This is a genomic window from Brevibacillus ruminantium, assembly GCF_023746555.1.
GTDB classification, from domain to species: Bacteria; Bacillota; Bacilli; order Brevibacillales; family Brevibacillaceae; genus Brevibacillus; species Brevibacillus ruminantium.
Genome location: NZ_CP098755.1, coordinates 313,694 through 320,000, shown reverse-complemented (window position 1 = coordinate 320,000; position 6,307 = coordinate 313,694). Strand labels below are relative to the sequence as shown.

7 protein-coding genes (1 of these 7 only partly in view) are annotated in these 6,307 nt (G+C 46.9%); 2 read left to right on the top strand and 5 right to left on the bottom strand.

The window, feature by feature from the left end; all coding sequences use genetic code 11:
- Positions 1-13, bottom strand: the beginning of a protein-coding gene (locus NDK47_RS01715) for a hypothetical protein (protein ID WP_251873168.1). 221 nt of this gene lie to the left of the window's left edge; 13 of the gene's 234 nt are visible here — the first part of the coding sequence; the start codon lies at positions 11-13; its stop codon lies beyond the left edge, outside the window.
- Positions 14-189: 176 nt separating this feature from the next.
- A complete protein-coding gene (locus NDK47_RS01710) occupies positions 190-843 on the bottom strand; it encodes a stage II sporulation protein M (RefSeq protein WP_251873167.1) in 654 nt (217 codons plus the stop codon).
- A 125-nt stretch (positions 844-968) separates the two neighbouring features.
- On the opposite strand from NDK47_RS01710, the gene pdaB reads away from it, so the two are divergent.
- Entirely contained in the window at positions 969-1,733 is a 765-nt protein-coding gene (pdaB, locus tag NDK47_RS01705; RefSeq protein WP_251873166.1) for a polysaccharide deacetylase family sporulation protein PdaB, read from the top strand.
- A gap of 22 nt (positions 1,734-1,755) precedes the next feature.
- On the opposite strand, the gene NDK47_RS01700 is transcribed toward pdaB, so the two are convergent.
- Entirely contained in the window at positions 1,756-3,525 is a 1,770-nt protein-coding gene (locus NDK47_RS01700; protein ID WP_251870983.1) for an IS1182 family transposase, read from the bottom strand.
- 134 nt (positions 3,526-3,659) lie between these two features.
- Entirely contained in the window at positions 3,660-4,238 is a 579-nt protein-coding gene (locus NDK47_RS01695; protein WP_251873165.1) for a KinB-signaling pathway activation protein, read from the bottom strand.
- A gap of 121 nt (positions 4,239-4,359) precedes the next feature.
- On the opposite strand from NDK47_RS01695, the gene gerD reads away from it, so the two are divergent.
- On the top strand, positions 4,360-5,016 hold the full coding sequence (gene gerD, locus NDK47_RS01690) for a spore germination lipoprotein GerD (protein WP_251875911.1): 657 nt from the start codon (positions 4,360-4,362) through the stop codon (positions 5,014-5,016).
- A gap of 74 nt (positions 5,017-5,090) precedes the next feature.
- On the opposite strand, the gene NDK47_RS01685 is transcribed toward gerD, so the two are convergent.
- Entirely contained in the window at positions 5,091-6,197 is a 1,107-nt protein-coding gene (locus tag NDK47_RS01685) for a P-loop NTPase (protein WP_251873164.1), read from the bottom strand.
- Between the last annotated feature and the right edge of the window lie 110 nt (positions 6,198-6,307).

The following is a 6,307-nucleotide window of genomic DNA, read 5'->3' as shown; positions in this document are numbered from 1 at the left end:
GAAAACCCAGCAACCCAATCAACCTCCGCCTCACCAAGTCTACCCTTTATCATTGCCAAGCATTTTCAACCATATTCATTAAGAAAACAGGTGCCTCGTCGGGCACTCCACGCAGTTTTTCTGCTTTTCGCAAACAAAAAAACACCCTCGATAAAAGGGTGTTTCCCGCATCCCATGATGTTGATTCCGCTACTGGAACAGCTTGACTTGTTGGAGTTCGTCACCAAGTATTCCGTGTAAAACAAGCGGTGTAATCCCGCTCTCCACAAAGGCTGCTACAAACAAAAGCACAACGACCGTCAATACCGCGGCCGGGAACTGTCTCAACATCTCAAACCAATCATTTTTGACCCGCTCCCATTTGGCAGGTTGAATCAGTGAACCTACCGTTCGCAAACTAAGTACTCCGAGACGAATGCCCACTGCTGCTGCAAATAAAATGGCCGGCAGCTCAAATATGCCATGAGGCAAGATCCCCGCCGTGAACATCAGTACAGGATTCACACCGGATTCACTAATTTTAGCGAACATAAACCCAATAAAAACGCCATTGGCCATAATATTAAAGACGGGGACAAAGGCAAAAAACACCCCCATCGCCATCATCAATAAAGCGACCTTCACGTTGTTAAAGAAAATAGCCCAGAACATGGCGAATAACCCGCCACCGTTTCTTTCCAATTTGGCCATGACATCCTTCAATTGCTCGAAGAGGGCCTTGGCCAATTCCTCAACGACATGAGCCTGTACAAAGCCCAAGATGGCTCCTCCTGCGAACAGCAGACAAGCCGCCAAGAAGAATTTTCTATTGTCCAACCACAGGTTTTTTAACTGCGTCTTCATTCGCCACGCTCCTTTAATGCCTGGATAGTACACTATATGCATTGTACCGCATCATTACCCATCGGGACAAAGAATATCCTCGTCCGTACAGCATAAACTGTATGGGGACAAAGGAGGTGCTGTCCATGAAATTTATGTTTGTTGTAAGTACACAACGCCTGAAGCAATGGCTGATCGTCTGTACTGCTCTGTTGTTGGCCCTGGGGATTGTCTATTCGGAAAGAGACGCAATTGCCGTCATTTCCGATGGCAACCAAACTCCTCAGGCCATCTACAAAATCGACACCAAAGAGAAAAAAATAGCGCTGACGTTTGACATTAGCTGGGGAGAAACCAGGGCTACCCCCATTCTTGACGTACTCAAGGACAAAAAAGTCACCAAGGCAACCTTTTTTCTTTCCTCCCCCTGGAGTCTGCGTCATCCCGACATCGTCAAGCGCATCAAGGGGGATGGATTCGAGATTGGCTCACACGGCCATAATCACGAAAACTACAGCAAGTACTCCGACGAAGAAATTCGCTCACAAATCGGGAAGGCAGACAACATCCTGCAAGAATTGCTGGGTAAAAAGCCAACTTTGATCCGCATGCCGAACGGCGATTTTGACAAGCGCGTCCTTCGCATTGCCAACAACATGGGTTATACCGTCATTCAGTGGGATACGGACTCGAAAGACTGGATGAACCCTGGCGTGGATGCCATCGTAAATAACGTATTGTCAAAAGCTCATCCTGGTGACATCGTTCTTCTCCACGCCAGTGACAGCTGTAAAGAAACCCATTTGGCTCTTCCCAAAATTATTGACAAGCTGCGCGCCGACGGATATGAATTCGTCACGGTGTCGGAGCTGATTGCCGGCTCGCAAGTCAAAACCAAGGAGCTGAATTAAAAAGGGGCTGTCTAAAAAGTCCCTAAAAAGTAAAGAAGCTGGGGGAAAACCGTTTCGTTTTTCCCCCAGCTTCTTTTTTTGCCCTTATTGGTTTGAGGAATGTGGCCAGGCGGATGCCCGCCACTTTCAACAAGTTATGTGCTAGTGCCACAATTCCGAACTCGACATGCACTTTGTCGAGCCCACGAAGAGAAAATCGGCGGAACGACCGATTGCCCTTGATGTGACCGAACACGCTTTCGACCTCGACTTTACGTCGGGCATAGATAGCTGCTTTGTCTTCACATTCAAGGGCTGCTTTTGCCTTTGCTTTCATTTCTTCAAAGATCGTATTCCAATGAACCTGACGGTTCCCTTTACCTTTGGTACATTGCGATTTGAATGGACACCCTGAACAATCCTCACATTCATAAATTTTGTAACTTTGTTCATGACCAGAGGCGTTCTTCTTGTTCTGGTATTTCTTAAACGTAACTTTCATTCCATTTGGGCAGATAAAACAATCATCCTTTTCAACATAGACCCAGTTTATTACACTTTTGATGTCCCTTTTGGCTTTTCGGGTTTTTTCCTTCAAATAGGTTCCGTAAGGAATGAGGAAATCAAACCGTGGTTCTTTTTCCTCCCCCACCGCATACAGATAGTTTTCTTCGCTCCCATACCCCGCATCCGCGATGACATTTTTGGGCATGGGCAGCCAGGAAGAAGCCAGCTTCTCTAGATGGGGGATGAAGCAGCGTGTATCCGTTGGACGTTGATGAATGGTGTAAAATAGGATAAATTGATTCTCCGTTGCCATCTGTACGTTATAGCCAGGCTTAAGTTGACCGTTTTTCATATGATCTTCTTTCATCCGCATGAATGTTGCGTCACTATCTGTCTTGGAATAACTATTGCGGTCACCAAAAGTTTCGTTTTGAGCTTTGTATTTGGCAAGCCTTGGTAGGAAATCTTTACGGATCAGCTTAAGGGATTTCTTCCATGTACTCTGTCTTTTTCGCTTTTCCTTACGGACTTCTGTATTTGTCTCATTTTCCATCTCATCTGATAAAACGGCTATGTGGGTTTCCAAGCCAACAGCAATCTCTTCCAATTTGGAGGGGTCTTCCACTGTATCCATCAGGTTATCCGCAAGGATTTCCAATTCTTCCTCCTTGGCTGTCTCCTCAATGAGCCGCAAGGTTTCTCGGATCTTCTCCTTCAGTTTTTCCTCGAATCGGATCGTTGATTTTTTCCATACGAAAGAATACTTGTTGGCATTTGCTTCGATTTTTGTCCCATCCAGAAAGTAATTTTCCATGGTGATATAGTTGGCCTCGATGAGCTTCAAGATCATGGTTTCGTAAAGTTCATTCATCATCGATTTCATCCGTCTGCCACGAAATTCGTTGATGGTACGGTAGTCTGGTTGTTGCATCGCTGCCAGCCACATGGTGGGAATATTTTCACGGGTAAGCTGTTCGATACCACGGCAAGAGTACACCTTCTGGGAGTAGCCAAACAGGATGACCTTTAGCATCATCTTAGGGTGGAACGAAGGTCTGCCACCGCCTGGATAATGAGAAAATAACTTATCATCAGGAATGGCCTCAACCATTTCATCTACCACACGTGCGACATGGTGCACGGGAATAAGTTCCTCGATATCGAAGATAACTTGAACCTGACGGTTATTATATGATTTGAATGTAGGAGCGCATTGTCTCTTGGAAACAATATTTTCTACTGTTCCCTCTAGGGGAAGAGTTAATTGCGTGGTATAATATGGGGGAGTAATCGAAAGATTACACATAAAAATCGTCCTTCCTAAAATGTTGGTGTGGGAACTTTCATTTTACAAGAAGAGACGATTTTTTTGTGCTTATTTTTGAAAAAAAGGGGCCCCAGGAAGTCAGTTAAAACCGACTTTCTGGACAGCCCCTTTGGCTATTTTAAGATTCGGTGCAGTTGCATCACTTGCCAGACGTTACAAAATAATAACGGGACCAGCATGGACATCGTGGAGTAAAAATCATGCTGTTTTAAAGCGGGAATCCACTCCAAAGCAGAAAACACAAACATAAAAAACAGTGTCGGCACCCAAGCACTCGGATTGGTTAGGCGCGCTTTTCCATAAGCGGTAACCACTGCAATCACCAGCAACAGGACAGGTTCGACAAAAAACTCAGAGACTGATTTGCCATCTCCCAGCATCGTGTAGCGCAGGTAAACCATATCAAAAAACGCAAAGAGGACCAGGAAAATCTGGATATTTCTCCACAAAGTCGGGTTCCTGAACATCCCTCTTGCAAAATACGTGATCGTCATATATGCAAATAATCCCATTTGGGCAACAATGCTGATTGTCATACCGTACAGCATCTGCATAAAAGTACCCATAAAAAAATTGGCCATGGAGCCACCCGTTAATTTTTCGGAAGCAAAGATAAGTCCTACCAATATGCCGCCCAATCCGCCGAGCAGCAGTGTTGTGAAAAACAGCCAGCCGTACTTGCGCAAGCTCACCGTGCGTCCCTCCCATCTGCATCGCTTATGATTGTACCAACCCATGCAAGAAAATACTAGCGTAAGAACAAAACAAAATGCGCACGTTACCTATAGACAGGTAAAGGAGGGTAACCGCCTCATGACGAAAAAAAACGTTTCTTGGTGGCTGTTGCTGGCGGTCAGCCTGGTGATAACAAGCTGCAGCAGCGGAGGACAAGCACATAGTACAGCACAGCCTGACTACAAAAGTGTAAAGGATATGGTCCTCGATATCCTGCAAACCGATGAAGCCAAAAACACCGTGGCTAAAATGATGAAAGACGAGAAATTTACACAAAAGCTGATCATGGATGAAGCCACGGTGAAGAGTACGCTGATCCAGAGCATCGGCAACCCGGAAAACCCTCAAATCAAAGAAGCTTTTAAGGATCCGAAGTTCGCCAGTACCTTGGCCAAGTCAATGAAAAATGAACATAAAGAGTTAATGAAGGACCTGATGAAGGATCCAGAATACCAAAAATTGTTAATCAGCGTCATGAAGGATCCGGAATTTGAAAAAAATATGATGGAATTGATGCGCAGCTCTGCTTACCGCAAGCAAACGATGCAGGTCATGAAAGAATCCATGAAAAGCCCTTTGTTCCAGGATGAGATGATGAAGCTGATGTCAAAGGTTTCCGAAGATATGATGGAGCCCAAGGAAACGAAAAAAGGGAAGAAAAAAGGCGGCGGTGGCAAAGGCAAACCTGGTGGCAACATTGGCGGTGCCAGCGGCGGTGGTGGAGGAGGCAGTTAACGGCATGAAAAAGGTGAGCTCGTCTTTTGAAGAGCCCACCTTTTTTTACAACTGTAGTCAGCACGGCATGAACCTTACTGTTTGACGGCCTTTTCACATTTCTCGATGATGTGCTTTGCCGTATCCAGATAGATCTGACCGATGGGGGAATCTGCCTGGTAGACGGATGGCGAATAGTCCACTTCAGCCGGATGATTTTCGGGTTGTCCCAAAGGAATCTGGGCCAGCAGTTCGGTAGCCAGCGTTTCGGCCAGCTTGCCGCCGCCTCCTCTGCCGAATACGTACTCCTTGGAGCCGTCCTTGGCTTCGTACCAAGCCATATTCTCCACGACTCCCAGAATCTCATGACCCGTTTTCTTCGCCATCGCTCCCGCTCGCGCTGCAACAAAGGCTGCTGTTGCATGTGGTGTCGTCACGACAATCTCCTTGCTCTGCGGAATCATGGTATGCACATCAAGCGCCATATCCCCTGTTCCCGGAGGCAAGTCCAAGAGCAGATAGTCGAGATCCTCTCCCCAATGCACCTCGGTAAAAAAGTTGCGTAGCATTTTCCCAAGCATCGGTCCGCGCCAGATGATGGGCGAGTTGTCTTCCACAAAGAAGCCCATCGACATGACCTTGACTCCGAACTTGTCAACGGGGAGAATGGTTTCGCCAATCACCGTCGGACGCTGTTCGATATTCATCATGTCAGGAACGCTGAATCCGTAAATATCAGCATCAATGATGCCCACCTTTTTCCCCAGGCGTGCCAGGGAAACAGCCAGATTCACTGTGACAGTCGATTTGCCCACGCCGCCCTTTCCAGAGGTTACGGCGATAAACGTGGTCATGGAATCCTGCGCCAGGATCGGGTTCAAAACGGGCGCTTGCCCTGCCGGGGATGGAGCTGATGCCTGTCCGCCGCGAAGCTGCGCGCTAAGGGCCGCTCGTTCCTCATCGGTCATGGAGCCGAATGTAAGCCGGACTTCTTTAGCCCCCAGCTCCTTGATCACCGAAATGACGTCCTCTTCAATCTTGGCTTTTAACGGACACCCAGAAATCGTAAGAACCACTGTCAAACTGACCGTATCTCCCTCGATGTGGATGTCGCGGATCATATTTAATTCGACCAGGCTTCGATTGATTTCCGGGTCTTTTACATCGCGTAATGCTTCCAGTACACGTTCTTTGGTCAACATCGCGTCCACCTCAATCTCATATTTCTTACAGCAAAAACAAACATGTATGAAGGATGCGCGTTCATTATAGCATATCCGAAGGGACCACACACGAATGCAGGTGCTTGTAA